Annotated in this window: 23 protein-coding genes and 1 tRNA gene; 9 read left to right on the top strand and 15 right to left on the bottom strand. The window is 70.2% G+C overall.

Annotated features, from left to right (window positions below):
• Positions 1 to 325 precede the first annotated feature (325 nt).
• The gene (locus tag AMK10_RS25645; RefSeq protein ID WP_073750321.1) at positions 326 to 2566 is read left to right on the top strand and encodes a transglycosylase domain-containing protein; all 2241 of its coding nucleotides are present in this window, start codon (positions 326 to 328) and stop codon (positions 2564 to 2566) included.
• 81 nt (positions 2567 to 2647) lie between these two features.
• On the opposite strand, the gene AMK10_RS25650 is transcribed toward AMK10_RS25645, so the two are convergent.
• On the bottom strand, positions 2648 to 3112 hold the full coding sequence (locus AMK10_RS25650; RefSeq protein ID WP_073750322.1) for a GatB/YqeY domain-containing protein: 465 nt from the start codon (positions 3110 to 3112) through the stop codon (positions 2648 to 2650).
• Between the two features lie 79 nt (positions 3113 to 3191).
• Between AMK10_RS25650 and AMK10_RS25655 the strand changes: the two genes are divergently transcribed.
• Positions 3192 to 4130, top strand: coding sequence for a metallophosphoesterase (locus AMK10_RS25655; RefSeq protein WP_073750323.1), 939 nt, complete (start codon positions 3192 to 3194; stop codon positions 4128 to 4130).
• Between the two features lie 88 nt (positions 4131 to 4218).
• Positions 4219 to 4292: transfer RNA gene (locus AMK10_RS25660), tRNA-Pro, on the top strand.
• Positions 4293 to 4448: 156 nt separating this feature from the next.
• Here AMK10_RS25660 and AMK10_RS25665 read toward each other — a convergent pair.
• On the bottom strand, positions 4449 to 4865 hold the full coding sequence (locus tag AMK10_RS25665) for a DUF4345 domain-containing protein (RefSeq protein WP_073750324.1): 417 nt from the start codon (positions 4863 to 4865) through the stop codon (positions 4449 to 4451).
• An 86-nt stretch (positions 4866 to 4951) separates the two neighbouring features.
• On the opposite strand from AMK10_RS25665, the gene AMK10_RS25670 reads away from it, so the two are divergent.
• The gene (locus AMK10_RS25670) at positions 4952 to 5581 is read left to right on the top strand and encodes a TetR/AcrR family transcriptional regulator (protein WP_073750325.1); all 630 of its coding nucleotides are present in this window, start codon (positions 4952 to 4954) and stop codon (positions 5579 to 5581) included.
• 85 nt (positions 5582 to 5666) lie between these two features.
• On the opposite strand, the gene AMK10_RS25675 is transcribed toward AMK10_RS25670, so the two are convergent.
• From AMK10_RS25675 to AMK10_RS25700, 6 genes are all read right to left on the bottom strand, one after another.
• The gene (locus tag AMK10_RS25675; RefSeq protein WP_073750326.1) at positions 5667 to 6998 is read right to left on the bottom strand and encodes an MFS transporter; all 1332 of its coding nucleotides are present in this window, start codon (positions 6996 to 6998) and stop codon (positions 5667 to 5669) included.
• A 294-nt stretch (positions 6999 to 7292) separates the two neighbouring features.
• Positions 7293 to 8243 (bottom strand): catechol 2,3-dioxygenase, encoded by a 951-nt coding sequence (locus tag AMK10_RS25680; protein ID WP_073750327.1) that lies wholly within the window; start codon positions 8241 to 8243, stop codon positions 7293 to 7295.
• 115 nt (positions 8244 to 8358) lie between these two features.
• Positions 8359 to 9441: a 4-oxalomesaconate tautomerase gene (locus AMK10_RS25685; RefSeq protein ID WP_073750328.1), complete on the bottom strand. Its 1083-nt coding sequence runs from the start codon at positions 9439 to 9441 to the stop codon at positions 8359 to 8361.
• Positions 9438 to 10145, bottom strand: coding sequence for a 4-carboxy-4-hydroxy-2-oxoadipate aldolase/oxaloacetate decarboxylase (locus AMK10_RS25690; RefSeq protein ID WP_073750329.1), 708 nt, complete (start codon positions 10143 to 10145; stop codon positions 9438 to 9440). The genes AMK10_RS25685 and AMK10_RS25690 overlap by 4 nt, the downstream gene beginning before the upstream one ends.
• Positions 10146 to 10264: 119 nt before the next feature.
• Positions 10265 to 10915, bottom strand: a complete 651-nt coding sequence (locus tag AMK10_RS25695; protein ID WP_073750330.1) for a GntR family transcriptional regulator — start codon at positions 10913 to 10915, stop codon at positions 10265 to 10267.
• Positions 10916 to 11149: 234 nt separating this feature from the next.
• Positions 11150 to 11710, bottom strand: coding sequence for an NAD(P)H-dependent oxidoreductase (locus AMK10_RS25700; protein WP_073750331.1), 561 nt, complete (start codon positions 11708 to 11710; stop codon positions 11150 to 11152).
• A 116-nt stretch (positions 11711 to 11826) separates the two neighbouring features.
• Between AMK10_RS25700 and AMK10_RS25705 the strand changes: the two genes are divergently transcribed.
• Positions 11827 to 12486 (top strand): TetR/AcrR family transcriptional regulator, encoded by a 660-nt coding sequence (locus tag AMK10_RS25705; protein WP_073750332.1) that lies wholly within the window; start codon positions 11827 to 11829, stop codon positions 12484 to 12486.
• A 64-nt stretch (positions 12487 to 12550) separates the two neighbouring features.
• Here the strand turns inward: AMK10_RS25705 and AMK10_RS25710 are convergent, their stop codons facing one another.
• Complete coding sequence (locus AMK10_RS25710) at positions 12551 to 13762, bottom strand: damage-control phosphatase ARMT1 family protein (protein WP_073750333.1); 1212 nt, start codon at positions 13760 to 13762, stop codon at positions 12551 to 12553.
• Positions 13763 to 13938: 176 nt separating this feature from the next.
• Here AMK10_RS25710 and htpG point away from each other — a divergent pair, with 176 nt between their 5' ends.
• On the top strand, positions 13939 to 15852 hold the full coding sequence (gene htpG / locus AMK10_RS25715) for a molecular chaperone HtpG (protein ID WP_073750334.1): 1914 nt from the start codon (positions 13939 to 13941) through the stop codon (positions 15850 to 15852).
• A gap of 485 nt (positions 15853 to 16337) precedes the next feature.
• The gene (locus AMK10_RS25720; protein WP_073750335.1) at positions 16338 to 17132 is read left to right on the top strand and encodes an SGNH/GDSL hydrolase family protein; all 795 of its coding nucleotides are present in this window, start codon (positions 16338 to 16340) and stop codon (positions 17130 to 17132) included.
• A gap of 109 nt (positions 17133 to 17241) precedes the next feature.
• Here AMK10_RS25720 and AMK10_RS25725 read toward each other — a convergent pair whose 3' ends face one another.
• Positions 17242 to 17661 (bottom strand): nuclear transport factor 2 family protein, encoded by a 420-nt coding sequence (locus tag AMK10_RS25725; protein ID WP_198959789.1) that lies wholly within the window; start codon positions 17659 to 17661, stop codon positions 17242 to 17244.
• A gap of 51 nt (positions 17662 to 17712) precedes the next feature.
• Positions 17713 to 18549 (bottom strand): class I SAM-dependent methyltransferase, encoded by an 837-nt coding sequence (locus AMK10_RS25730; protein WP_073750336.1) that lies wholly within the window; start codon positions 18547 to 18549, stop codon positions 17713 to 17715.
• A gap of 89 nt (positions 18550 to 18638) precedes the next feature.
• Here AMK10_RS25730 and AMK10_RS25735 point away from each other — a divergent pair, with 89 nt between their 5' ends.
• Both AMK10_RS25735 and AMK10_RS25740 read left to right on the top strand, forming a co-directional pair.
• On the top strand, positions 18639 to 20498 hold the full coding sequence (locus AMK10_RS25735; protein WP_073750337.1) for a S9 family peptidase: 1860 nt from the start codon (positions 18639 to 18641) through the stop codon (positions 20496 to 20498).
• A gap of 62 nt (positions 20499 to 20560) precedes the next feature.
• A complete protein-coding gene (locus tag AMK10_RS25740) occupies positions 20561 to 21343 on the top strand; it encodes an SURF1 family protein (protein WP_073750338.1) in 783 nt (260 codons plus the stop codon).
• Positions 21344 to 21596: 253 nt separating this feature from the next.
• Here AMK10_RS25740 and AMK10_RS25745 read toward each other — a convergent pair whose 3' ends face one another.
• From AMK10_RS25745 to AMK10_RS25760, 4 genes are all read right to left on the bottom strand, one after another.
• Entirely contained in the window at positions 21597 to 22997 is a 1401-nt protein-coding gene (locus AMK10_RS25745; RefSeq protein ID WP_073750339.1) for a hypothetical protein, read from the bottom strand.
• Positions 22994 to 23569, bottom strand: a complete 576-nt coding sequence (locus tag AMK10_RS25750) for a SigE family RNA polymerase sigma factor (protein WP_073750340.1) — start codon at positions 23567 to 23569, stop codon at positions 22994 to 22996. Before AMK10_RS25750 ends, AMK10_RS25745 begins: the two co-directional genes overlap by 4 nt.
• A 359-nt stretch (positions 23570 to 23928) precedes the next feature.
• Positions 23929 to 24993 (bottom strand): aspartate-semialdehyde dehydrogenase, encoded by a 1065-nt coding sequence (locus AMK10_RS25755; protein WP_073750341.1) that lies wholly within the window; start codon positions 24991 to 24993, stop codon positions 23929 to 23931.
• On the bottom strand, positions 24990 to 26261 hold the full coding sequence (locus AMK10_RS25760; protein WP_073750342.1) for an aspartate kinase: 1272 nt from the start codon (positions 26259 to 26261) through the stop codon (positions 24990 to 24992). The genes AMK10_RS25755 and AMK10_RS25760 overlap by 4 nt, the downstream gene beginning before the upstream one ends.
• Between the last annotated feature and the right edge of the window lie 198 nt (positions 26262 to 26459).

The following is a 26459-nucleotide window of genomic DNA, read 5'->3' on the forward strand; positions in this document are numbered from 1 at the left end:
ACGTTACGGAAGGTGGCGACAGCACAACACCCCCTTCGGGCCCAATCTTGAATGGCCCGAACGGACTATGCGTGCGCGGGAGATCACCCAGGGGAGTGACGAGAGGACATGCGCGACTATCCCGAGAGAATCGGGACAGGATGCTCAAGTCGTAACGGACATTAAGCGACACATGAGGCGAATTCGGGAACGCCTCGGCGCCTGGCTGAATTCCGTTGAGACCGTGCATGGGGGTTGCTACAAAATCGGACTGCTGTGACAGTTGAGAGCAGCTTAGGCCAAGGCCTATACGCGTGTCCGGCGAATGAGAACGTAGGCTGCCCCCATGCCAAAGAAGCGCTCAGGCGGGGGTCTGACGACGACCCAGCAGGCCGCCAAGTTCCTCGGTGTCGCCGCGCTCTCCGGAGCTGTTCTGGCAGGCATCGCACTGCCGGCCGCCGGCGCGCTGGGGCTCGCGGCCAAGGGGACGGTCGAGGGGTTCGACGAGATCCCTTCCAACCTCAAGACCCCACCGCTGAGCCAGCGGACCACGATCCTGGACAGCGAGGGCGGCGCGATCGCCACGGTGTACTCGCGTGACCGCACCGTCGTCCCGCTCAAGGACATCTCCCCGTACATGCAGGACGCGATCATCGCGATCGAGGACTCGCGCTTCTACGAGCACGGCGCGGTGGACCTCAAGGGCATCCTGCGCGCGATGAACCGCAACGTGCAGGAGGGCGGCGCCGCACAGGGTGCGTCCACCCTCACCCAGCAGTACGTGAAGAACGTCTTCGTCGAGGAGGCGGGCGACGACCCCGACAAGGTCGCCGAGGCCACTCAGCAGACGCTGGGCCGCAAGGTCCGTGAGCTGAAGTACGCGATCCAGGTCGAGGAGGAGCTCGGCAAGAAGAAGATCCTGGAGAACTACCTCAACATCACGTTCTTCGGGCAGCAGGCCTACGGCATCGAAGCGGCCTCGCAGCGCTACTTCTCCAAGCACGCCAAGGACCTGAAGGTCGAGGAGGCCGCGATGCTGGCCGGCCTCGTCCAGTCGCCGACCCGCTACGACCCGGTCAACGACGCGGAAGAGGCGACCAAGCGCCGCAACACCGTCCTCCAGCGTATGGCGGCCGTCGGCAGCATCTCGCAGGACGAGGCCGACAAGGCCATCGCCTCGCCCCTCAAGCTGAAGGTCAGCAAGCCGAAGAACGGCTGCATCACGGCCGTCAGCGGCGCGGGGTTCTTCTGCGACTACGTACGCAAGACCATCCTGACCGACCCGGCCTTCGGGAAGACCGACGAGGAGCGTTCCAAGCTCTGGAACCTCGGCGGTCTGACCATCAGGACGACGCTCTCGCCGCGCGCCCAGCAGGCCGCCGACGAGGCCGCGACCTCGAAGGTCTACAAGGACGACAAAGTCGCCGCCTCGGTCGTCCAGGTCGAGCCCGGCACCGGCAAGATCCTGTCGATGGGCCAGTCCAGGCCGTACGGACTGGACCTGAAGAAGCACGAGACGGTGATCAACCTCGCCGTCAGCAACAAGATGGGCGGCAGCACCTACGGCTTCCAGGTCGGCTCGACCTTCAAGCCGATCACCGCCGCCGCCGCCCTGGAGAAGGGCATCAGCCCGGCCCAGAGCTACGCCACCGACTGGAAGATCTCGCTTCCCCTGAACTCCTTCCGCACCTGTGCGGGATCTCCGACCGGCAGCTCCAACTGGGACCTGCAGAACGAGTTGGAGTCCGAGAAGGGCAGCTGGGACATGACCAGCGCGCTCGGCAAGTCCATCAACACCTACTTCGCCAAGCTGGAGCAGAAGACCGGGCTCTGCGAGACGGTCGAGATGGCGAAGAAGGTCGGCTACGAGCGAGGTGACGGCAAGGAGATCGAGGAGAACGCCTCGATCACCCTCGGCGGTGAGGTGAGCACCCCGCTCTCCATGGCCTCCGCGTACGCCACGTTCGCCAACCGGGGCACCTACTGCTCGCCCATCGCCATAGAGTCGATCACGGACGCCAACGGCAAGAAGCTCGGCGTGCCGAAGACCGAGTGCTCCCGCGCCATGAGCGAGTCGACGGCGGACACGATCAGCCAGATGCTCAAGGGCGTCGTCGAGGACGGCACAGGAACCCTGGCCGGTCTCACCGACCGCGACAACGCCGGCAAGACGGGTACGACGAACGACCGTCTCGACGCCTGGTTCGTCGGCTACACCCCGAACCTCTCCACCGCTGTCTGGGTCGGCGACGACATCGGCGAGAAGACCACCAAGATGTACAACATCAACATCGGTGGCCAGTACTACGACAAGGTCTGCGGTGGCTGCCTGCCCGGTCCCATCTGGAAGACCGCGATGACCGGAGCACTGAACGCTTCGGAGACCCCGTCCTTCAACCCGATCGCGGTGCCGCGCGCCAAGGAGAAGGAGAAGGACAAGGGGCGCGACGAGGGCCGCGGCGAGGACGCCGGTGACGAGGGCGACAGCGACAAGCCCGGCGCCGACCCCATCGGCGGGATCACCCTGCCGCCCGGCATCATCGGCGGGAACGACGGCGGGGCGCGCGGCGGCGGCAACGGTCCCTGACGGCCCCGCGACACGTCATGAGGTGTGAAGGAGGGGCGCCCCGGCCGGGGCGCCCCTCCTTCATGTGTGCGGGCCGGTGCCTCAGCCCGCGAGCAGCTTCTTCACCGTGGCGGCCACCCGGCCGCCCTCGGCCAGCCCCGCCACCTTCGGGCTGACGATCTTCATGACGGCGCCCATGGCCCGCGGCCCCTCGGCGCCGGAGGCCTTCGCCTCCTCGACCGCCTGCGCGACGATCGCGTTCAGCTCGTCGTCGGAGAGCTGCTTGGGGAGGTACGCGTCGAGCAGTTCGCCCTCCGCCTTCTCCCGCTCGGCCTGCTCGGTCCGGCCACCCTGCGCGAAGGCCTCGGCCGCCTCGCGGCGCTTCTTCGCCTCCTTGGCGATCACCTTCTGCACCTCGTCGTCGGAGAGCTCGCGCGACGTCTTGCCGCTGACCTCTTCCTTCGTGATCGCGGTGAGGGTGAGCCGGAGGGTGGACGAGGTGAGCTCGTCACGCGCCTTCATGGCCGTGGTGAGGTCTTCCTTGAGCTTGGACTTGAGCGTGGTCATGCGGCGATTGTGACAGGTACGGAGCACTCGCCGCCCGCCTGTTTTCGTCCGGCCGCCCTGTGTCTGCGACGATGGGCACATGCGCGCACGCTACGGAGTACCCCTGAAAGTCACGGCAGTCGGCGCAGCGGTCGGTGCCGCCGGCCTCGTGTACGCGGCCGGGTTCGAGGCACGCTCGTTCCGCCTCCGCCGGATCGCGATCCCCGTACTCCCGCACGGAGCACGCCCGTTGCGCGTACTCCAGGTCTCCGACATCCACATGGTGAGCGGCCAGCGCAAGAAGCGCGCCTGGCTCCAGTCGCTCGCGGGCCTGCGGCCGGACTTCGTCGTGAACACCGGCGACAACCTCTCCGACCCCGAAGCCGTGCCGGAACTGCTCGACGCGCTCGGCCCGCTGATGGAGTTCCCCGGGGTCTATGTCTTCGGCTCCAACGACTACTACGGTCCGAAGCTCCGCAACCCTGTGCGCTACCTCCTGGAGAAGGCCCAGGGCAAGCACGGGCTCAACGGGAACGCGCCGGCGGTCGACGTCGTCCACAACCCGTGGGAGCCGATGCGGGACGCCTTCGACCTGGCCGGCTGGCAGAACCTCTCCAACACCCGGGGCCGGATCAAGGCGGACGGGCTGGAGATCGCCTTCACCGGCCTGGACGACCCGCACATCAAGCGCGACCGTTACGCCGAGGTCGCGGGCGGCCCCGAGACGGGCGCGGACCTCTCGATCGGCGTGGTCCACGCCCCGTACCTGCGCTCTCTGGACGCCTTCACGGCGGACGGCTACCCGCTGATCCTGGCGGGCCACACCCACGGCGGCCAGCTGTGCATCCCCTTCTACGGCGCCCTCGTCACCAACTGCGACCTGGACACGGACCGGGTGAAGGGCCTCTCCGGCCACACCGTCGGCGACCAGCGCTCCTACCTCCACGTCTCGGCGGGCTGCGGCACGAACCGCTACACCCCGGTCCGCTTCGCCTGCCCGCCCGAGGCGACGCTGCTGACGCTGACCCCCCGGGACTGAGGCCCCCGCCCGCGCCCACAAACCGGATTTCGCCTCCGGGCGCCGGTGGGCTAAAGTAATCGATGTCGCCGGGACAATCGGTGGACATCGGGGTGTAGCGCAGCTTGGCAGCGCGCTTCGTTCGGGACGAAGAGGTCGTGGGTTCAAATCCCGCCACCCCGACAGCTGAAACACCAGGTCAGGGCCGGTTTTCCTTCACAGGGAACCGGCCCTGACCCGTTGCGCGAGGACCCCGGGGAGCGGGCCGGTGAGGCCTCGACCGCTTCAGGGCTCGGACGCGGAGCGGGGAACCCGCCGCTCCCATCGATCCGTCGGACGTCAGTGGGCGACCACCCCGACGCCTTGGCCCCGCTCCCGGGAAGCGCGCTCGTCGGCATCCGCCAGCCAGAACCAGACCGGCGGGAGGACCAGCTCGATCACGGCCAGTCCCACCTGGAACGAGTGCGGCCACCCGTGCACGGCCAGGGACAGCAGCCGCCCCACGCCACCCAGCAGGAACACCGCGGCGAGCCATCGCACCACGCGCGCGGGGACGGGATCCTGCCGGGCTGCCCACAGCCAGACCAGCCCGTACCCGGCGAAGATCGCGCCGAAGAAACGGCCCAGGCTGTCGAGGGTCGCGCCCGCGTCGGCCTCGCCGGGGATCGCGGCATTGCCGCCGATCACATGGAACAGGCCGATCGCCACGCACGCGACACCCGTCACCCGAGCGAACACCCGCAGCGCTCTGCTCATGACTCCCCCTGGTCTTTAGTTGACATGCGTCCAGTAAGGGCCAGCGTAGGCGCCACTGGTAGACACATGTCAAGTAAGCTGCACGTGTGCCGCCCCGCCGACGTCTGACCCCCGCCGACCGCCGCGCCCGTCTGCTCGTCGTCGGCGCACGGCTCTTCGCCGCCGCTCCGTACGAGGACGTGCTGATGGAGGACGTGGCCAAGGAGGCCGGGGTGTCCCGCGCCCTGCTCTACCAGCACTTCCCCGGCAAGCGCGCGCTCTTCGCGGCCGTGTACCAGGAGGCGGCCGACCGGCTGTTGGCGGCGACCCTGTTCGATCCGGAAGCCACGCTCGACGAACAGCTGGCCCAGGGCCTGGACGCCCACCTCGACTACTTCATCGCGAACCGTCACGCCGTCCTGGCCGCGAACCGGGTACTCGCGGGGGACCCGGTCATCCAGACGATCATGACGGATGAACTCGACGCCCTGCGCTCACGCCTGCTCGGTGTGCTCCCGCTCGCCGACGAGCGCCTGCGCGACGCCGCATCCGCGGCGTTGAAGGCATGGCTGGTGTTCGTGCAGGTGCTGTGCGTGGACTGGCTCACCCGTGAGACCTGCACCCGCACCGAGCTGCGCGACACCTGCGTCGGGGCCGCGGTGGGGGCCCTGCGCCCACTGCTCCCCGCAGACCTCGCCGCCGACCGGCCGACCGCCGCCGTCCGGCACCCGGGCTGACACCGGGAGGGGCGAACGGCACAGGGCGGGTGCCGAGTTCGGTACCCGCCCTGTGCCGCCGTCGCCCGGAGCCGTAAGGACATCGTCAGCCGGCTGCGGAGACAGGGCGGGTGGCGTTCCTGTCCGCCGCGCCCTTCAGGGACGGCAGCCCGGTCAGGGCTATGAAGATCAGCGAGAAGACGCCCGCGGACGCGAAGACCGTGAAGCCCGTGGTCGTCGAGCCGGTGGCGAGGAGCTGGCCGCCGAGCCAGGGGCCGAAGACCGCGCCGAAGCGGCCCATGCCCGAGGTCCAGCCGACCGCCGTGGCGCGGTTGTCGTCGTCGGAGCGGGCGGCGACCGTAGCGTAGATCATCGCCTGGGCGCTGAAGAGGAACAGGCCGGTCAGGAAGACGACGGCGTAGGTCAGGGCCAGCGGCATGTGGACGCTGAGCAGGTAGACGCCGATGGCGGTGGCGCCGAACCAGATCGCGCCGATGCGCGAGCCGCCGAACCGGTCGGTGAGCCTGCCGCCGATGAGCATGCCGACGATGCCGCCGAGGTTGATGACGATCACGAAGCCGAGCGAGGAACCGAGGTCGTAGCCCGCGGCGCGCATCATCGAGGGCAGCCACTGGGAGACGCCGTAGACCAGCAGGAGTCCACCGAAGGAGGCGAGCCAGAAGAAGAGGGTCTGCACCCACAGGCCGCCGCGGAAGAGGGCGGCGAGCGCGCTCCAGCGTTCGGTGGCGGCCGGGCGCTGCTCGGGGAGAGTGGATTCGGGTGCCGCGACGCCGTAGCGGGCGGCGAGCGCCGCGGCCTCCTCGGTGCGCCCCTTGGCCTGGAGGAAGGTCAGCGACTCGGGCAGGTACCTGACGGCCAGCGGGACGCCGATGAAGAGCGGGATCACGCAGATCCAGAAGGACACGCGCCAGTCGCCGGTCCACAGCGCCACGAAGCCGGCCACGATGCCGCCGGCCTGGTGCGCCGTCATGAGGGAGCCGACGATCAGCGCGCCGCGGCCGCGCGGGGCGTACTCGCTGACCAGGGTGATCGCGCTCGGCAGGAGGCCGCCGAGGCCGAGGCCCGCCAGGAAGCGGCCGAGGCCGAACACTTCGAGGCTGCCTGCCATGGCGCAGATCGCGGAGGCCAGCGAGAAGACGGCGGTGGAGACGACGATCGTCTTCTTGCGGCCGGCCCAGTCGCTGACGGTGCCGGAGGAGAGGGCACCGATCAGCATCCCGAAGGTGGCGTACGAGCCGATGTCGCCCGCCTTGCCCGGGTCGATGCCGAGAGCCTTCGACTCCAGCATGTGCGGCAGGACGGAGCCGTAGATGAACATGTCGAGGCCGTCGAAGAGGACGACCAGCCAGCACAGGCCGACGGCCAGCAGGGCGAGCCGGTTGCTGCGGGCACCGGTTGCGGGGGATGGGGAGGACATCGGGGTTTTCCTCTCGTCCGGGACAGCTCTGTCCCTGAAGGAGCTTCGGCAGGAGTGGGTCGGTGCGGCTCGACAGCGGCGGACCCGAGGGTGCCGATGACGTTAAGGACCCCGGCATTTAACGTCAACGCTTTTGTCAACAATCTAAGAAACAATCTGGCTGCGCCCGTTCCAGGCCCGGACCCCGTGGACACAGCGGATGCACAGCCTCGGTACGGACGCGTCTGGGCGGGTGGCACCTGATGCGTGTGCCACCCGCCCCTCGTCCGCCGCGCCGTCCGCGTGGCGCCCGCCTCAGTCCAGCGGCGGAGTGCCGTGCGTGTGGAAGGACTCGATCGTCCGGAGGCCCCAGGCCTGCCCCTTGGCGCGCTCTGCCTCGGTCCAGGTGACCAGCGGCCAGTCGGGGGCGAGTACGAGGCGGGTGAGGGGGTTGCAGAGCTCGATGCGGTTGCCGCCGGGCTCGTAGACGTACAGGAAGAACGTCTGCTGGATGGCGTGCTTGTGCGGGCCCGTCTCGATGAACACGCCGCTGTCGATGGCGAGATCGGCGGCCCGCAGGATGTCCTCGCGGGTGTCGGTGGCGAAGGCGATGTGGTGCAGCCGCCCCGTGGAGCCGGTCCAGTCCGAGGTGTAGACGACGTCGTACGACTTGTTGTTGAACGTCAGCCACTTGGCACCGATGGCGCCGGTGTCCAGCTGGATCTGCTCGGTGGGCCTGGCGCCGAGGACCTGCTCGTGGAAGTCGGCGTTGGCGGCGACATCGGCGGCGAGGAAGTTGATGTGGTCCAGGCGGCGCACCCCGACTCCCCGGTTGGGCTTGGCCTGCGGCTGGTTCTTCAGCGCGGGCCTGAGCTCCGGGGGTGCCTGGTAGTACTCGGTCTCCCAGTACAGGGCGATCTCGTGGCCGTCCGGGTCGGCCGTGAGGTAGAGCCTGCCGATGCCGGGCTCGTCCTCCGCCCAGCGCCCCGCGTGCCCCGCGGCTTCGAGTTCCGCGACCCTGCGCCCGAGGGCCTCCTCGCTGGAGGTCCGCAGCGCGGTGCGGCGCAGGCCGGGCTTCTCGGCGGCGGTCAGCACCAGGCTGTGGTGCTCGTAGTCGTCGAAGGTGCGCAGGTAGACGGAGTCGCCTTCCTGCCCGTTGACGGTCAGGCCGAGGTAGTCGGTGAAGAACCGGACGCTGGCGTCGAGGTCCGGGGTGAGCAGTTCGGCGTGGCCGACATGGGCGATGTCACCGAGAGGGGGAGTCATCTGCGGCTCCTTGGGAGGAGGGTTCGGATCAGGGTCTTCCGTGGATCGGGCCCGGTCCGGACGGGAAGCCTCGTGGCGTCCCCGTGCGGATCGGCCGGATTCCGTACGGGAGGCCCTACGGGGCTGTGCGCACGGACCGGGGGAAGACGGTGCCGTCGAAGATCTTTCGTGCGGTACGGACCACCGCGGTCCGCTCGGCGGTGGGAATGCCGTCGGCACCGGTCCCCACGGCGGCCTCGATGTCCAGGAAGCCGGTGGGGTGCTCGATGCGCAGCCGGTCGCCGTCCGGTGGGAGCCGGGCGATGCCCTGCGCGACGCTGCCCGCGATCCGCAGCCCGGCCGCGACACCGGCGGCGCCGAGTACGCCGATGGACGTGTGGCAGCGGTGCGGGATGAAGGTGCGGGTCGTCACGGCGCCGTCCTCGGCGGGCGGAGCCAGCAGGCTGAGCTTGGGCACGGTCGTGTCGCGTACGTCGCCGAGGCCCATGAGGGGGCCCGCTTCGAGGCGGATCCTCTCGACGCGGTCACGCAGGGCCGAGTTCTCCTCCAGCTCCCGAGGCGTCTCGTAACCCGTGATGCCCAGGGCCTTCGCCTCGATGAGCACCGTCGGCATTCCGTTGTCGACGCAGGTCACGGGCGTACCGGCGATGACGTCACGGGCGTTTCCCGTGGGCAGCAGGGGGTTCGCGCCCCGGGCGAACTCGATCAGCACCGGCGCGGCGGTCCCGGGCACCCCCGAGATCCGCGCCGTCCCCGTGTAGTCGACGCGCCCGCCCGGGGTGGGGAAGGCCGCGGTGGCCAGGTCGTCGGTGTTGACCATGCGGATGCGTACGGAGGTGTGCCCGTCCTCGGCGGCGACCAGACCGCGTTCCACCGCGAAGGGGCCGACACCGGCGAGGAGGTTGCCGCAGTTCTGACGGTCCGACACATCCGGTGCTTCGACGGCGACCTGGAGGAAGAGGTAGTCCACATCGGCGTCCGGATGGTCCGAGACGGAGACGACGGCGACCTTGCTGGTGAGCGGGTGCGCGCCGCCCAGACCGTCGATCTGGCGCGGGTCGGGGCTGCCCATGATCCGCAGCAGCAGACCGTCGCGGGCCGCAGGGTCGGCCGGCAGGTCGCCGGCCAGGAAGTAGGCGCCCTTGGACGTGCCGCCGCGCATCAGGAGGCAGCGGACCTCGGACGGCTCCCCGGTCATGCGCCGGCCTCCCCGGCGTACTCCTCGTACGACGCGTAGCGCACGCCCAGATCGGCGAGCTTCCCGCGCAGTCCGTAGCGGTCGAGGCCGAGCCCCCCCGCCTGGAACTCGGCGCGCGCCGCGGCCTCCTTGGCCTCCCGGGCCCCGGACGCCTCGGCGGTCTCGCGCACCCGCTCGCGGGGCACGACCACCACTCCGTCGTCGTCGGCGAGGATGACGTCACCGGGGCGCACGGACTGTCCCCCGACCACGACCGGGATGTTGACGGACCCGCCGGTGGCCTTCACGGTGCCCTGCGCGGAGACCGCCTTCGCCCAGGCGGCGAAGCCCATCTCCCGCAGCTCCTGGGTGTCGCGGATGCCCGCTTCGATCACGAGACCGCGCACTCCGCGCCGCTGGAGCGCGGTGGCGAACAGCTCGCCGAACATCCCGTCGGTGGAGGGGGACGTGGTGGTGACGACGAGGACGTCACCCTCGCCGCACTGCTCCACCGCCGCGTGGATCATCAGGTTGTCGCCCGGCCAGCTGAGCACGGTGACCGCGCTGCCCGCGATCCGTACGCCCTGCTGGATGGGCCGCAGTTCGGGGCCGACGAGGCCCTTGCGCCCCATCGCCTCGCTCACGGTGGCCACGCCGTATCCGGCGAGGGCCTCGATGTCGCGCGCGTCCGCCCTCGGCGGGCCGGTGACGATGACGCCGCTCATGCCGGCTCCCCCGCGCTCCGCGCCGTCTCGGTTGTCATGGCTGAACTCTCCTTGCTGGACAGGGCTGACCCCACCGGCGCGACGCGTCGTGCGCGCATGCGTCGACCGGGCGCCGCGCCTCAGGCGCGCAGCGCTTCGATCACGCTCGCAAGGTGGGAGCGGACGGCCGCCTCGGCCGCCTGCGGCTCCCTGGCCCTGATCGTCTCGATCATGGCCAGGTGTTCACTCAGGGACTGCTGGGGGCGTCCGGGCCTCAGCGCGAGCTGGAACCTGTGGCGCACCAGCTGGCCGTTGAGCCGCTCCAGGAGCGATACGGCCGTCTGCTGCCCCGAGAACTCGCGCACCAGGGCGTGCAGTTCATGGTTCAGGTCGGAGTAGAGCAGGGGCTCGCCGTCGGCGACGGCCTTGGTCATCGCCTCGCCGACCACGGTGAGTCGGTCCAGCTGCTCGTCGCTGGCCGCGACGGCCGCCTTGGCGGCGCAGAGCCCTTCCAGGGCCATGCGGCACTCGGTGATCGCGACGGCTTCGTCGATGCTCACCAGGCGCACCCGCGATCCGCGGTTACGGATCCGTTCGACCAGTCCTTCCGACTCCAGCTCGATCAGCGCCGCCCTGACGCTGGCCCGTGTCACACCGAACTGCTCGGCGAGTTCGTTCTCCACCAGCCGCTGGGCCGGTGCCATCTCCCCGCGCAGAATCGCCTGCCGCAGTTGTGCCAGAGCCAGCTGTTTCGCCTGCTCGCCGCTGGTCGGACCGGCTTGCTTCGGCATCGTCGCCCCCTGAGTGAGTGCCTGTCGAACCTAAATCTAGGCCAACAGAATTGTCAACGATTCTGTTGGCCATATTGCTGTGAGTGCGACGGGGAGGGCGGGCCGGGCATGCGGAAACGCGTGTGGGCCCGGTCCGTTCCCCATGAACTGGGGGAACGGACCGGGCCCACACGATGCCGGGTGCCACACACGCGGCGGCGCGGCATCCTCGGCGCGCCGCCGTCAGGGGGTGCGTCAGGCAGCAGCCGCGACAGCACCCTCGCGGACCTGGCGCAGGACCTCGGTCAGGGAGGCGACGACCTCGTCGTCGTCCGCCGGGTGGGTCTCGGCGAAGCGGGTCACGGAGCCGGGGATGGAGAGCTTGGCGTCCTCCAGGACCGCTCCACCGGCGATGCCGGCGGCCTTGCGGACCTCGTCCTGCGCCCACACGCCACCGAACTGGCCGAAGGCCGTGCCGACCGCGGCGACCGGCTTGCCGGTGAGGGCGCCGGCGCCGTACGGGCGGGACAGCCAGTCGATGGCGTTCTTGAGGACGGCCGGCATGGTGCCGTTGTACTCGGGCGAGAACAGCAGGAAGGCGTCAGCCTGGCCGGCCGCCTCACGCAGCGCGGCGGCGGCGGCCGGAACGCTGCCCTCGACGTCGATGTCCTCGTTGTAGAAGGGGATCTCGGCCAGGCCCTCGAACAGGTCGACGTCGACGCCCTCGGGCGCGTGCTTGACGGCGGCCTCGGCGAGCTGGCGGTTGTGGGAACCGGCGCGAAGGCTGCCGACGAGGGCGAGGATGCGTACAGACATGAGGGAGCTCCCGGGAGACGGAGACTGCAGAAGTAAGTGGACCATAGTCCGTTTAAAGTTGTACCACCTAAACGGACCGCGGTCCACTTACCGTCTCACGGCGCTACTCTGAAGCCATGACCGCTTCCCCTACCCCGCCCCCCAGGCCGCCCGGCCCCGGTGAGGCGCGGACGAACCTGACGCTCGCCGGCGTCGGCGAACCCGAGCAGCTTCGGGCGGACGCGGCACGCAACCGGACGCTCCTGCTGGACGCGGCCTCCCGCCTCCTCGCCCACTGCGGAGCGGCGGACCTCACGATGGAATCGGTGGCCGCCGCGGCCGGGGTCGGCAAGGGCACCGTCTTCCGGCGCTTCAAGGACCGCACCGGTCTGCTCATCGCGCTCCTGGACCACCGCGAGGCGATGCTCCAGGCCGCCTTCCTCTCCGGACCGCGGCCGATGGGCCCCGGCGCCCCCGCCGCGGAACGGCTGCACGCCTTCGGGCCCGCGGTGATGCGCCACGAGCTCGACCACCACGAGCTGATCCTGGCCTCCCGCACCGACCCGATGCGCACCTACGCCGTGCCCGCGTACCGGCTGCGGCTGAGCCATGTCGGCATGCTGCTGCGCGAGGCCCACGCGGAGGGCGAGCGGGAGCTCGTCGCGCACACCCTGCTCGGTTCGATCGACGCCACCCTCGTGCACCACCTGACGTGCGGACGCGGGATGCCCATCGAGCACCTGGAGCAGGGCTGGCACGACCTCCTCACCCGGCACGGCGTGGCACGGGCGCACTGACTCCACCCGGCCCGGGTGGAACGCGCACCGCCGCCGCCCCGTCGCGCCTCGTGGGCACCCGGAATCAGGCGGGTCGGCCGGTGCGCACCTGGATGAGTGCGTGCGTACCGCTGGTACGCCACGCGCGGCCCGATCCCTCCAGCCGTTCCAGGGTCCCCGGGCCCAGGCCGACGGCCACGTCCGACTTCAGCGTGCGCAGCGCGGCCACGGATCCCGGGAAGTACGCCGTGAGGGCGTCGAACGCCGTCGTCGCCGGCCAGAGCCGGTCCCCCACCAGACGGCGGTAGTTGAGATCGCCCTTCAGGATCGTCAGCGTCGCGGCGGCCAGCTCGGACCGCAGGTCGTCGGGCATCCGCTCGTACGGGAACGGCGCGCAGAAGAAGGCATGGGTACGCACCTCGAAGCGGCCCGCGCCCATGCCTTCCCAGATCCGCCCGCCGATCCGGCCCGCCTCGCCGGGGGCCTCGCACAGCCGACGCAGGCAGTCGACGACATCGGCCGTCATCGCGTCGGAGACGTAGTAGGGGGTGGGTTTGACGTACAGCACGATCCGCTCGGCGTGGCCGTGCTCCAGCAGGTGGTCGGCGAGGACCAGGTCGGGGATCAGCTCGCGGCCGGTGTTGTCCGCGATGACGGCGACGGTCGCCCGCGCCCCGGGCGCCAGGAGCGACCACAGCGCCGCGCTGTCGTCGGCGACCAGCCGGGGATCGGCCTCACCGGGGACCGTCCCGCCCTCCGGCCCGCGAAAGCCCAGATCGGCCCGGTTGCCCCAGAGCGAGGCCAGCAGCAGAGCCGTCGCACGCTCACGGGCGGGTACGCCGGCGAGGTCGTCCAGGGCGCGGAGTTCCTGCTCCACCGTGGCGCCCCGGAGTTCGGCCCGCTTGAAGGGGGCGAAGGGGTCGACGCCCTGCCAGGCCCCCTCGTCGAAGTAACCGACGGCACCGAGGAGCCGGCGGTAGAAGTAGCTCTCGGACCAGAGGAACGGGGCGTCGAACCACGGGCGCCCGAAGTGCTCCCGTCCGCCCGCGAGCCAGAGCTCGCGGTCCGGGCTCGCACGGGTGAGCGGTTCGACGACGCCGTGGATGATCTCGTGGAGCAGGGCGTCCAGCGCCTCCTGCTGCCGGGGACCGTACGGGAACGCCTCGCGCACCTGCTTGATCAGCGCGGGGTGGCGCTCGGCCAGGACGCCCCGGGCGAAGCTGCCCGGCTCCCGGCCCGTGATCACCGGTGCCCCCGGGTCGCCCGTACGTCCTGCGTCCGCTCGCGTCTCGCCCATGCGCACCAGTCTGCCCGGCTCCGGGCCCTGCGCGCCCCGGAGGCGCCCCGGCACGACGTGATCCCCGGGCGGCCACCTGCCAACGGCCCCGTCCGGAACGGCACATGGGCGGCGCGGCGCCTGGTTACGATATGTCTCGGCTCAGACGACTTACCCAGGAAAGGGAATCCGCACCTATGCCGGCCGAGACATTCGAGTTCCAGGTAGAAGCGCGTCAGCTCCTGCAGATGATGATCCATTCGATCTACTCGAACAAGGATGTATTCCTGCGGGAGCTCATTTCCAACTCTTCGGACGCGCTGGACAAGCTGCGACTGGAAACTCTCCGCGACGACCAGCTCCAGGCGGATGCGTCCGACCTCCACATCTCGATCGAGGCCGACCAGGAGAAGCGCACGCTGACCGTGCGCGACAACGGCATCGGAATGAATCACGACGAGGTCGTGCAGCTGATCGGTACGATCGCGAATTCCGGTACGGCGAAGTTCGTCCAGGAATTGAAGGAGGCCAAGGACTCCGCGGCTTCCGAGGAGCTCATCGGGCAGTTCGGCGTCGGTTTCTATTCGAGCTTCATGGTCGCCGACGAGGTCACCCTGCTGACCCGCCGCGCGGGCGAGGACACGGGCACGCGCTGGCAGTCCGGCGGCGAGGGCACGTACACCGTCGAGACCGTCGACGACGCCCCGCAGGGCACATCGGTCACGCTGCGGCTCAAGCCCGAGGACACCGAGGACAAGCTCTTCGACTACACCTCGCCGTGGAAGCTCAGGGAAATCGTCAAGCGCTACTCGGACTTCATCACCTGGCCCATCCGCATGGCGGCGGCATCCGGCGAGGAGGGCGCCGAGCCCGGGACCGAGACGGTCAACTCGATGAAGGCGCTGTGGGCCCGGTCGAAGGACTCGGTGACCGACGAGGAGTACAGCGAGCTCTACAAGCACATCAGCCACGACTGGACCGATCCGCTCGAAACCATCCGCATGCAGGCGGAAGGCACCTTCGAATACCAGGCTCTGCTCTTCCTGCCGTCCCACGCGCCGCAGGATCTTTTCATGCAGGACCACAAGCGCGGGGTCCAGCTCTATGTGAAGCGCGTATTCATCATGGATGACTGCGAAGCGCTCATGCCGACGTATCTGCGCTTCGTGAAGGGTGTCGTCGACGCCCAGGATCTGTCGCTCAACGTGTCGCGCGAGATCCTTCAGCAGGACCGCCAGATCGAGATGATGCGGCGCCGCCTGGTCAAGAAGGTCCTCTCGACGGTGAAGGACATGAGGTCCGCCGACGCCGAGAAGTACGGGACGTTCTGGAAGGAATTCGGCCGGGTCCTGAAGGAGGGGCTGCTCCAGGACTTCGAGAACCGCGACGCGATCCTGGAGATCTCCTCGTTCGCTTCGACGCAGGACGAGGAGGGACTGACCACCCTTCGCTCGTACGTGGAGCGGATGAAGGAGGGCCAGGAGCAGATCTACTTCATGACGGGCGAGTCGCGGGCCGCCATGGAGAGCTCGCCCCACATGGAGGCCTTCCGGGCCAAGGGCTTCGAGGTCCTCCTGCTGACCGACCCGGTCGACGAGGTCTGGGTCCAGTCGGTGCCGGAGTTCGACGGCAAGCAGCTGCAGTCGATCGCCAAGGGCGAGGTCGACCTCGACACCGACGAGGAGAAGAAGGAGGTCGAGGCCGAGCGCGAGAAGCAGCAGCAGGACTACGCCGGTCTGCTGACCTGGATGACCGAGCAGCTCGGTGAGCACGTGAAGGAGGTACGGCTCTCCTCGCGGCTGACCGTCTCGCCGGCCTGCATCGTCTCCGACACGCACGATGTCACCCCGGCGCTGGAGAACATGTACCGCGCGATGGGGCAGGAGGTGCCGCACATCAAGCGCATCCTCGAACTCAACCCCTCGCACGCGCTCATCAGCGGCCTGAAGAAGGCGCACGCCGCCGGGAGCGGCGAGCAGAAGGACACCACCGAGCTGGCCGAGACCGCGGAGCTGGTCCACGGTCTGGCCCTTCTCTCCGACGGCGGCGAGCTGAGCGATCCGTCGCGGTTCAGCAGGCTGATGGCGGACCGTCTGGAGCGCACGCTCTAGACGGACACGCTTCCGCGTACGACTGCGGCCGCCAGGGCTCCTGGCGGCCGCAGTCGTGTGCGGGGGGATCCGTGGGTGGACGGCACGCGGGGGCGGCGCGATCGCGTGCGGGCGGGGGCAGCCGCCTGTGCGGGCGCGGGCGGGCGCGGTGCGGTCACGCGCAGGCACGGCCGAGGGCGCGGGCGTTCTCGTGCCGTGCGGCGGCGGTTGTGAAGACGGGGAAACGGCTGCCGATTCGAACAGCCGGCACCCGCCCAAGGTGGCCCGGAGACGTCACGGAGGGTGTCGGAGAGCTCCGTAACTTCACCATTCTGAGGGCCCATTGAAGGTTTATCTACGCGCGGAGCATCGTCTACCGAACGATCCTTCGGGCATATCAGACGACTTTCCCCGGGGCCATTACCGCCGAGTACCGGAAGCTGCTACAAACGTGCTCGCCCCACGAACTCCCCACTCGTCCCCCACATTTCGAAGGGCTGGCAGCCGTGTCAGTACGAACGTTCCGGGCATCCATCTGCACCCTGGCGATCGCCGCCGTGGCCGCGATCGGCCTCGCGCAGCCGGCATCCGCCGCGGGCGCCAACTACGTCGCTCTCGGTGACTCCTACTCCTCCGGAGTGGGCGCCGGGAGCTACACCTCCGAGAGCGGTGACTGCAAGCGCAGCACCAACGCCTACCCGTACCTCTGGAGCAACGCGAACGCGCCGGCGTCGTTCAAGTTCGTCGCCTGTTCGGGCGCGACGACGTCGACCGTGTCCAGCGGCCAGCTGAGCGCGCTCAGTTCGTCGACCACGCTCGTCAGCGTCACGGCGGGCGGCAATGACGTCGGCTTCGCGGATGTCATGCAGACCTGCGTCCTGCAGAGCGAGGCCACGTGCGTGAGCCGGGTGAACACGGCGATCTCGCAGATCCAGAACACGCTGCCGGGCCGCCTCGACTCCCTCTACGCGGGCATCAACTCACGTGCCCCGCAGGCCGATGTGGTGGTGCTGGGCTACCCGCGCTTCTACAAGCTGGCGGGTACGTGCATCGCCGGACTCACGGAGACCGAGCGGGGGGCGATCAACAACGCGTCGGACGTGCTGAACGGGGTGCTCGCCAAGCGGGCCGCGAACGCCGGGTTCACCTACTCCAGCGTGGTGGACGAGTTCACCGGTCATGAGCTCTGCTCGGGCGACGCCTGGATCCACAGCGTGTCCATCCCGGTCTCCAACTCGTACCACCCCAAGGCCGCGGGTCAGTCGGGCGGATATCTGCCCGCCTTCCGCTCTGCGGTGTAACGCGCGTAGAGCAGTGCGTGAGCCCGCCGCGTCCCGCGCGGCGGGCTCACGGGCGCCTCGGGGCTCCGGCCGGCCCTGGGGTCCCTGCTGCCTGTCGCCCTCATGGGGCTCAATACCGCTCGGTGAGGTGCTCCCGGCCGGCCGGGGGCTCGTAGGTCTCCGGCCAGAAGTCGGTCACCCCGGCGATCCGGCCTCGCTCGTCGAACGTGAAGAAGTGGATGGCGTCCAGCTCCTCCGGCCCGACGGTGACCAGGGTCCTGGCTGCGGCCTGCCGGCCCTCCGCGTCGGCGACGATCCGCTCGATCCGGACCTGCCAGTCCCCGGGGTACTCCTGGTTGAACCGTGTGTACCTCTCCTTGCCGAGGATGCGCTCGCGGGTCTGCGGCAGGTCGTACACCACGTCGTCGGCGAGCGTCGCGGCGAAGGCGCCCCAGTCACGGGCGTTGGCGGCTGCCCAGTAGCTCCGCACCGCCGCCCGCACCTCGGCGGCTCCCCATGTCGTACCGTCCCTGCCGCTCGTCTCCGTCATACGCCCGAGTGTGACCGCTGCCACTGACAATCGGCCGGGGTCTCGGCCCGATCAGCCGCCGACCGGCCGCGATGCCTTGACCGAATACATCATCGGGATGCGTGGACGGTCCGCCGGGAAGCGGTAGTACCCGTCCTTGTGCCGCTCCAGCGCCGGGTAGCGCGGGAAGAGCGAGGCGTCGTGCTCGTGCAGGAACTCGATCCGCAGCCCGGCCGCCGCGAGCGCCGAGACCACCTCTCCCACCGGATGCTGCCATTCGACGCTGCGGTTGTGGACGGTCACGGCGTCCAGGTCGGCGTAGGTGCCCGGCGACTCCTCCACCCAGGCGTCGCGGCTGAAGTAGTCGTAGGTGACCGTCGAGCCGGTCTCGTCGTCGAAGCAGTCGGTCAGCGGATGGAACTCCGCGAGGTAGAGGAATCCTCCGGGGGCCACCAGCGAGGCCACGGTCTCCGCCCAACGGCCTATGTCCGGAAGCCAGTTCAGAGCTCCGAGCCCGGTGTAGACGATGTCGTACGCGGAATCCGGCACGGCCTGGGCCGCGTCGTACACATCGGCAGCGACGAACGCCGCCCGATCCGGCCCCAGCCCCAGCGACGCGGCCAGCCCGCGGGCCGTCTCGACGGCCGGCTCGGAGAAGTCGAGGCCCACGACGTGTGCGGCGCCGTGGCGGGCCCAGGAGAGGGTGTCGACGCCGATGTGGCACTGCAGGTGCAGCAGCGTGCGGCCGGTGACGTCGCCGACCTCGGCGAGCTCGAAATCGCGCAGGGCGTCCTGGCCGGCCAGGAAGGCGTCCAGACCGTAGAAGTCGCCGGCCGCGTGGATGGGCACGCGCTCGTCCCAGCGTGCGCGGTTGATCCCGTGCCAGTCGTCGGGCGTCGATGCGTACATGCGGGAAAGTTACCCACAGGCTGGGGGTCCGTGCGAACAGTTATCCACAGGCCGCCCGGCGCTGTGGCCACATCGGGTTGGATGGGGTCATGAGCGACACACAGAACGACGCGTTTGTACCCGACCGGGAGCAGGAGCCGCCGCGGTGGGAGCAGCGTTTCCGCGCCGCCCGGGTCTCCCTGCCGGACTGGGCCGAGGACGCTCCGGACCGCGCGCTCTTCGTCTCGAACGCCACCGGCACGTACGAGTTGTACGCGTGGGACCGCGGGACCGGGAAGCAGCGCCAGGTGACGGACCGGCCCAACGGGACGACCGACGGGGTGCTCACCCCGGACGGCGAGGCGGTCTGGTGGTTCTCCGACACCGACGGCGACGAGTTCGGCGTGTGGATGCGGCAGCCGTTCGAAGGCGGTGCGGACGAGCCGGCCACCCCCGGTCTCGATCCCTCCTACCCGGCCGGGCTCGCGATCGGCCGGGACGGCACGGCGGTGGTCGGCCGGTCGACGGACGAGGACGGCACGACGGTCCACCTGGTGCGCGCGGGGGCGGAGCCGGTCGAGATCTACCGGCACCGGGAGTCCGCCGGGGTCGGAGATCTCTCGCACGACGGGGCCCTGATCGCCCTGGAGCACACGGAGCACGGAGACGCGATGCACTCCGCGCTGCGGGTGGTGCGCCCCGACGGTTCGACGGTCGCCGAGCTGGACGACACCGAGGGCGGCACGAAGGAGCTGGGCCTCTCGGTGCTGGGCTTCGCCCCGGTGGCCGGAGACACCCGGCTGCTGGTCGGGCACCAGCGGCGCGGCCGGTGGGAGCCGATGATCTGGGACCCGGTGGCGGGGACGCAGACGGACCTGCCGGTCGATCTGCCCGGAGACGCTGGCGCCGAGTGGTATCCGGACGGATCCGCGCTGCTCATCGAGCACAGCTTCGAGGCCCGCAGCGAGCTCTGGCGGTACGAGCCGGGTGCGGCGGAGCCGGTCAGGGTCGACACCCCGGCCGGGACGGTCTCGGGAGCCACGGCCCGGCCCGACGGCACGGTGGAGTATCTCTGGTCGTCGGCGGCGCTGCCGCCGGCCGTCCGCTCCACGTCCGGCGCGGTCGTCCTCGATCCGCCGGGCGCGAAGGCCCCCGTGTCGGTGCCGGTGCGGGACGCGTGGGTGGAGGGCCCCGGCGGCCGTATCCACGCCCTGGTGCAGACACCGGCCACGGGTGAGGGTCCGTTCCCCACGGTCTTCGAGATACACGGTGGGCCCACCTGGCACGACAGCGACGCCTTCGCCTCGGGTCCCGCCGCGTGGGTGGACCACGGTTTCGCCGTCGTGCGGGTCAACTACCGCGGTTCGACGGGTTACGGCCGCGCCTGGACGGACGCGCTCAAGCACCGGGTCGGGCTGATCGAGCTGGAGGACGTCGCGGCGGTCCGGGAGTGGGCGGTGGAGTCGGGGCTCGCCGACCCGGAACGCCTGGTGCTGGCCGGTGGTTCGTGGGGCGGCTATCTGACCCTGCTCGGCCTCGGCACACAGCCGGACGCCTGGGCGCTCGGGCTGGCGGCCGTCCCGGTCGCCGACTACGTCACGGCCTACCACGACGAGATGGAGGCGTTGAAGGCGCTGGACCGCACGCTGCTGGGAGGCACACCGGAGGAGGTGCCCGAGCGCTTCGAGGCCTCCTCCCCCCTGACGTACGTGGACGCCGTGCGCGCCCCGGTCTACATCTCGGCCGGCGTCAACGACCCGCGCTGCCCGATCCGCCAGGTGGAGAACTACGTGGACCGCCTCGCGGCCCGCGGCGCCGTCCACGAGGTCTACCGCTACGACGCGGGGCACGGCTCGCTCGTCGTGGAGGAGCGGATCAAACAGGTCCGTCTGGAGCTGGACTTCGTGCTGCGTCACCTGGGGACGGCACAGGGCGGTCCGGCCGGGGAGGAGACGGCGCCGACGGCATAAGGAGCGGATAAATGGTGCACCCCGCTCCCAGGGCCGGGAGCGGGGAACCGTACCGTGGAGGGGTGTACCGGTTCCTGCTGACCCCGCGGTGGTGGGGGATCAACCTCTTCGTCGTGCTGGCCATCCCGTTCTGCGTGTTCATGGGCACCTGGCAGCTCGGCCGCTTCGAGGACCGCGTGCAGACGCACGAGGAGGCAGAGGCCCGCCCCGATCCGGGCACCCGCCCCGCGAAGCCGCTCGACGAGCTGCTGCCGGTGAGCACGGAGACCTCCGGCCGACCGGCGGTGGCGACCGGGACGTACGCGGACCAGTTCCTGGTCCCCGGGCGCAAGCTGGAGGACCGCAGCGGCTTCTACGTGCTGGACCTGCTGCGTACCGAAAGCGGCAAGGCGCTGCCCGTCGTCCGGGGCTGGCTCCCCGGCACCCCGGGGGACGCCGAGGTTCCCCCCGCTCCGGCCGGCGAGGTCACCGTGACCGGAGATCTGCAGGCCTCCGAGAACACCGGCACCACCGGCGTCGACCTCAGCGGCGGGCTCCCCGACGGCCAGCTCGGCATGATCAGCGCCGCCTCCCTGGTCAACCTCGTCCCGTACGACATCTACGACGCCTGGGTCACCCTGCCCGGGGCGGAGGCCGGAGCCACTGACGAGGACGGCATGCGGCCGGTGCCCGCCGCGGCGGCACAGGGCAGCGGGCTCGACCTGAAGGCCTTCCAGAACCTCGGCTACACCGGCGAGTGGTTCGTCTTCGCCGGCTTCGTGCTCTTCATGTGGTTCCGCCTGATGCGCCGCGAGGCGGAAGCCGCACGCGACGTACAGCTGGGGCTCGCGGCCGACGCGGACTGACGGACCGGCGACGGCGGGACCGGGCCGGGCGCTCGGAGCCCCGCCGCGTGCCCTCCCCGCCGCCGCGCCGGGACCCCGCGGCGCCCGGTCCCCCTGCGGCTCGGTGGGGCGCCGCGCCCGGAAGCGGTCACTCGTACACAGAAGGGGCTCGTCCCCAGGAACGTGGGAGTTCCTGGGGACGAGCCCCTTCGCGCTCTTCGACAGGCCACCGAGCAGCCCTCTTCGGGCGGCTGGGCACCGATTCTCGTACCGGCTACGAGGCGTCCAGCACGCCTGTGCGGTAGATGGTTCCGGCACAGGCGTTGGAGATCGTGGTCTCCGCTGTCGGCGCCCCCGCCTCCGGGGTGTGCGTGACCGCGACGCTGCCGTCCGCCGTGCCGCCGTCGGCGCTGCCGAACTGCGGTGCGGCGTCCGTCGTTCCGGTGTCGCTGCCCGTGCCCTCACCGCCGCCCCCGTCGCCGTCCGTGGGCGTCGGGCTGGGTGAACCGCCGGTGGTCGGGCAGGTGTCCGAAGGCACCCAGGCGAAGCGCACCTCGTACGCCATCGACGGCTTCAGCAGCACGGTCCCCGGTTCGAGCGACGGATCGGGCAACGCGCTCGCGGGGTCGCCCGCCGTGTGCTGGACCACCGAGATCTTCAGCGGGTCCGCGGCGCCGGCGGCCTGGAAGCCGACCGTGCCGTTGCTGGTCACCGAGCAGAGGTCGCCGGACGCGTTGGAGATCCGGAAGGTCCCGTAGACCGTGCCGTCCGCACCCGCCGCCCCCGTCTCGGCGGAGGCGACCCTCAGCTGGCCGGGGTCGCAGGTCGCGGTGGTCGCCGCCGCGGAGTCCTGGGCGTCACCGCCCGCGTCCGTCCCGCTGCCCCCGGCGTCCGGGTCCGAACCCTCCGAGGGAGCCACGGAGCTTCCCTCGGTGCCCTTGCCGCCGGTGTCGCGGCCGTCCGAGGGGCCCGACGTCCTGCCACCGTCGGCCTCGGCGCCCGCGTCTTCGCCGCTGCCGCCCTGGGCCTGCTCGCCGTGGCCCGCGATCGCGGGGTTGGCGGTGGCCGAGCCGTCCGAGTTGGCCACGTGGACGAAGGCGGGGACCGCCGTACCGATCAGCAGCGCGGCTGCCGCCGCGCCCACCACACCCTGGCGCCGCCTGGCCCGCCTGGCGGGCACGGCCCGGTGCAGATGGTCCAGGGTGCCGTCCGAGGGTTCGAGGTCCTCGACCGCACCGTGCAGCATGCGGCGCAGCGCGGCCTCGTCCAGGCCGTCGCCGTCACCCCCGCCGGGGAAGCCGCCGCCGGGAAAGCCCCCGGGGAAGCCCCCACCCGGGAACCCGCCGCCGGATTCTCCACCGGAGACGCGCCCCGCGGGGCCACGGCCCTTCGAGGCGCCCCCGCCGCCGAAGAGTTCGGTCAGCGTGCCACCGGCGCCGGAGCCACTGCCGGAGCCCTCACCGGCCCCTCCGCCGACCCCGCCATCGGCCCCTCCGCCGGCGCCCTCCTCCGTGGCGCCGGTCGCTGAGGCCGCTTCCGCGCCGTCGAGCGCGTCCTCGCCCTGCTTCCGTTCACCGTCCTGCTCCGGATCGGTGTTCGGCATGTCTTCCGGCCCGTGGTTCACAATTCCGTTTCCAGTCCGGTCATCGTCGTGCCTGTGCTCGGGCCCGCTCATGTCTGCGCCTCCATCACGACGCGCAGTGCCGCGATGCCCCGGGAGCCGTACGCCTTCACCGAACCGAGCGATATGCCCAGCGTCTCGGCGACCTGGGCTTCCGTCATGTCCGAGAAGTAGCGCAGCACCAGCACCTCACGCTGGCGGCGCTGCAGCCCCTTCATCGCCTTGATCAGCGCGTCCCGCTCCAGCTGGTCGTACGCCCCCTCCTCCGCGCTCGCCATGTCGGGCATCGGCTTGGAGAGCAGCTTCAGCCCGAGAATGCGCCGACGCAGCGCGGAGCGGGAGAGGTTGACCACCGTCTGGCGGAGGTACGCGAGGGTCTTCTCCGGATCGCGCACCCGGTTGCGCGCCGAGTGGACCCGGATGAACGCCTCCTGCACCACGTCCTCGCAGGACGCGGTGTCGTCCAGCAGAAGGGCCGCCAGGCCCAGCAGCGAACGGTAGTGGGCGCGATAGGTCTCGGTGAGATGGTCGACCGTGGTTCCTGCCGCCACGGTCTCCTCAGCGCCCTCGCGCTGCGACGGCAGCCGGGTGGGTCGCGCAGCGGGCATGGGCGCAATCACCGGCATACCGCCGGGTGCGCGGGGCCGCCGGAGCGGACGCACCGAAGCGCCTCGCAACGGGCCCACCACTGTGATGTCGAGAACCTCTGCCACGCCAGTTGGACACGCTGCCCCCCGTCAGGGTTGTACGCGTACGGCACCGCGTTCGATGCTGTGCGACATGCCCTCATTCGTACCTGCTCTTCCCCAAATGCCCCGAAAACCCATCCAGCCACGCAAGAAGTGACGGCATAGACGCGCCGCGCACCGTCGGCGGTTGCAGGGGGCCAGGAGATCATCGTCGGACAAGACAACGCCCCAGCTCAAGAGGTTCAGACCAGCTGATTGCCCACAGGGCGCACACAGATTCTACAAAGAAGATTCGATCAGACCCGAGTGAATTCCCCGGCCACGGATTCGGCGATCTGGGCCACGTTCAGAGCCGCGCCTTTTCGGAGATTATCTCCGCAGATGAACATCTCGATGGCGTGCGCGTCGTCCATCGAACGTCTCACGCGCCCCACCCAGGTGGGATCGGTGCCCACGACATCGGACGGCGTGGGGAAGTCACCGGCCGCCGGATTGTCGAAGAGCACCACGCCGGGCGCGGTCGCCAGGATCTCGTGCGCCCGGTCCACGGCCACCTCGTTCTCGAAGCGGGCGTGCACGGACATGGAGTGCGTCGCGACGACGGGTACGTACACACAGGTCGCCGTCACCTTGAGGTCCGGCAGTCCCAGGACTTTCCGGCACTCCTGGCGGATCGCGAGTTCCTCGGAGGACCAGCCGTCCCCGGCGTCGGTGCCGGCCCAAGGCACCACGTTCAGCGCCACCGGGGCGGCGAAAGGGTTCTCGTCCCCGTCGCCCAGGGCCCGCCGTACGTCTCCGGGGCGTGTGCCCAGCTCCGTGCCCGCGACCAGGGCGAGCTGTTCGCGGAGCGCGGCGACGCCGTCCCGGCCCGCACCGCTCACCGCCTGGTAGGACGAGACGATCAGCTCCCGCAGCCCGAATTCGGCGTGCAGCGCGCCGACCGCGACGATCAGCGAGAGCGTCGTGCAGTTCGGGGACGCGACGATGCCGCGCGGCCTCAGCCGCGCGGCATGCGGGTTGATCTCGGGGACGACCAGGGGAACGTCGTCGTCCAGCCGGAAGGTCGCCGAGTCGTCCACGACCACGGCGCCACGGGCGGCGGCGACGGGACCCCACCGGGCGGACACCTCGTCCGGCACCAGGAACAGGGCCACGTCCACCCCGTCGAAAACGTCCTCGGTGAGCGCGAGGACCTCCGCCTCCTCACCGCGTACGACCAGCTTCGTGCCGGCCGCACGCGGGGAGGCGATCAGTCTGACCTCGCCCCAGACGTCCGCGTGCTGCGAAAGGATCTGGAGCATGACGCCGCCGATCGCCCCGGTCGCGCCGACGACCGCGAGCGAAGGGCGGCGCGCGGTCATCGGCCGGTGCCCCCGTAGACGACCGCCTCGTCGGAGTCGCTGTCGAGACCGAAGGCGGTGTGCACGGCGCGCACGGCCTCGTTGACGTCGTCGACACGGGTGACCACGGAGATGCGGATCTCGGACGTCGAGATGAGCTCGATGTTCACGCCGACGTCGGACAGCGCCTCGAAGAAGCCCGCCGTGACACCGGGGTTGGTCTTCATGCCCGCGCCGACGAGCGAGATCTTCGCGATCTGATCGTCGTAGCGCAGGGACTCGAAGCCGATGCCGGCGCGGTTCCGCTCCAGGGCGTCGATGGCCTTGCGGCCCTCCGACTTGGGCAGGGTGAACGTGATGTCCGTCAGCCCGGTCGAGGCGGCGGAGACGTTCTGCACCACCATGTCCATGTTGATCTCGGCGTCCGCGATGGTGCGGAAGATCGCCGCGGCCTCGCCCGGCTTGTCGGGCACGCCGACGACCGTGACCTTGGCCTCGGAGACGTCGTGGGCGACTCCGGAGATGATGGCGTGCTCCACCTGCTGGTCCCCTTGCGGCTCGTTGCTGACCCAGGTTCCGCGGAGTCCCGAGAAGGACGAGCGGACGTGGATCGGGATGTTGTAACGGCGTGCGTACTCGACGCAGCGGTGCAGCAGCACCTTGGAGCCGGACGCCGCCAGCTCCAGCATGTCCTCGAAGGAGATCCAGTCGATCTTCCGGGCCTTCTTCACGACCCGGGGGTCGGCGGTGAAGACACCGTCCACATCGGTGTAGATCTCACAGACCTCGGCGTCCAGCGCCGCGGCCAGCGCGACGGCAGTCGTGTCCGACCCGCCGCGGCCGAGGGTGGTGATGTTCTTGCCCTCCTGGCTCACGCCCTGGAACCCGGCGACGATGGCGATGTTGCCCTCGTCGATCGAGGTCCGGATGCGGCCCGGCGTGACATCGATGATGCGCGCTTTGTTGTGGACCGAGTCGGTTATGACACCGGCCTGGCTACCCGTGAACGACTGGGCCTCGTGGCCCAGGTTTTTGATCGCCATCGCCAGCAGGGCCATGGAGATCCGCTCTCCGGCGGTCAGCAGCATGTCGAACTCACGCCCGGCAGGCATCGGGGATACCTGCTCGGCGAGATCGATCAACTCGTCCGTCGTGTCGCCCATCGCGGACACCACGACAACCACCTGGTTGCCGTTCTTCTTGGCGTCGACGACTCGCTTGGCAACACGCTTGATGCCTTCGGCATCGGCTACGGAGGAGCCTCCGTACTTCTGCACGACAAGGCCCACGTGCGCTCCTCGCTCAATAATGGTGCGGTCGGCTCAGTTTAACGAGCAGCCCGGAATCGACCCGTCGATACCATATGGTGAGATGTCCCGCCCACCACCCGGTACGGCGTGTCGCTCCGAACTGCTCGTACCGGGCTGCTGCCCCACTCTCCTCAGCCGCACGCCTGTTTGTGTCCCAGGACACAGCGGCCACGGGGT

The sequence above is a fragment of the Streptomyces sp. CB02058 genome (assembly GCF_001905505.1).
Taxonomy (GTDB): Bacteria; Actinomycetota; Actinomycetes; order Streptomycetales; family Streptomycetaceae; genus Streptomyces.